At 63.9% G+C, this 1,135-nt stretch carries 2 protein-coding genes; both read left to right on the top strand.

The window, feature by feature from the left end; genetic code table 11:
* On the top strand, positions 1-386 hold a 386-nt coding region (locus HX869_RS29960; protein ID WP_372865725.1), incomplete at its 5' end, for a precorrin-6Y C5,15-methyltransferase (decarboxylating) subunit CbiT.
* Entirely contained in the window at positions 383-1,102 is a 720-nt protein-coding gene (locus HX869_RS29955) for a cobalt-precorrin-6A reductase (protein WP_178904091.1), read from the top strand. The genes HX869_RS29960 and HX869_RS29955, both read left to right, overlap by 4 nt.
* Positions 1,103-1,135 lie beyond the last annotated feature (33 nt).

Below are 1,135 nucleotides of genomic sequence, written 5' to 3'. Positions count from 1 at the left end.
GCGCCCTGGCCATCGAGGCCGATGAAGGCCGGCAACTGTTGATCGAACATAACCGTGATGCACTCGGCGTCCCAGGCCTGCAGTTGATTCGCGGCACCGCGCCCCACGCACTCGCTGGCCTGGAAGCGCCCGACGCCATCTTCATCGGCGGCGGCGTCACCCGCGACGGCGTGCTCGACACTTGCTGGCAACACCTGCGTCCGGGCGGCCGGCTGGTGGCCAACGCCGTGACCCTGCAAAGTGAAATGACCCTGATGGCCTGGCGCGAACAACACGGCGGCGAGCTGACCCGCATTCATGTGGCCCAGGCCCAGCCACTGGGGGACTTTGATACCTGGCGCCAGGCGCTGCCGATCACCCTGCTGGAAGTGATCAAGCCACTATGAAACGCATCCTGTTGTTGGGCGGCGTGACGGAAGCCCTGGCCATCGCCCGCACACTGGGGCCCGAGCATATCTACAGCCTGGCGGGTGTTGGCCGCGTTCCCACCGACCTTACGTGCCAGGTGCGCGTCGGTGGCTATGGCGGCGCGGAAGGTTTGGCGCAGTTCATTCGCGATGAAGGTATCGAGCTGGTGCTGGACGCGACCCATCCGTATGCCGCACAGATCAGCGCCAACGCCGCCCGTGCCGCAGGTTTATGCGGAATTCCCTGCTGGGCTCTGCGCCGCCCGGCGTGGCAGCCACAGGCGGGTGATGATTGGCGCGAAGTCAGGGACTGGGCTGAGCTGATCGAAGCCCTGAAACCCTTCAAGCGACCACTGTTCACGCTGGGCCGTGAACCGTTACAACACCTCGACGAAATCCCCGCCGAGCAGTTCTGGACACTGCGCGTACTGGATGTGTACCCCGGCAATGAGCGCTGCGAAGTGATTGGCGCCCGTGGGCCGTTTTTGATCGAGGATGAACGGGCGCTGTTTGAGCGGCGGCAGATTGATGTGCTGATCAGCAAGAACAGCGGCAGTACGGCTACCGAGCCGAAGCTGGAAGTGGCGCGGGAGCGGAGGGTGCCGGTGTTGGTGTTGAGGCGGCCGGTGTTGGCGCAGGTGGATAGGGCATTCACGACAGTCAACTCGGTACTGGAAGCATTCCAGTCTGTATGACGCAACACGAAACAAAGGTGGGAGCTGGCTTGC

Origin of the sequence: Pseudomonas sp. P7779 (genome assembly GCF_013386315.1) — a bacterium.
Lineage (GTDB): Bacteria > Pseudomonadota > Gammaproteobacteria > Pseudomonadales > Pseudomonadaceae > Aquipseudomonas.
Note: the sequence above shows the minus strand (reverse complement) of the source record. Positions and strands in the feature narration are given on the sequence as shown.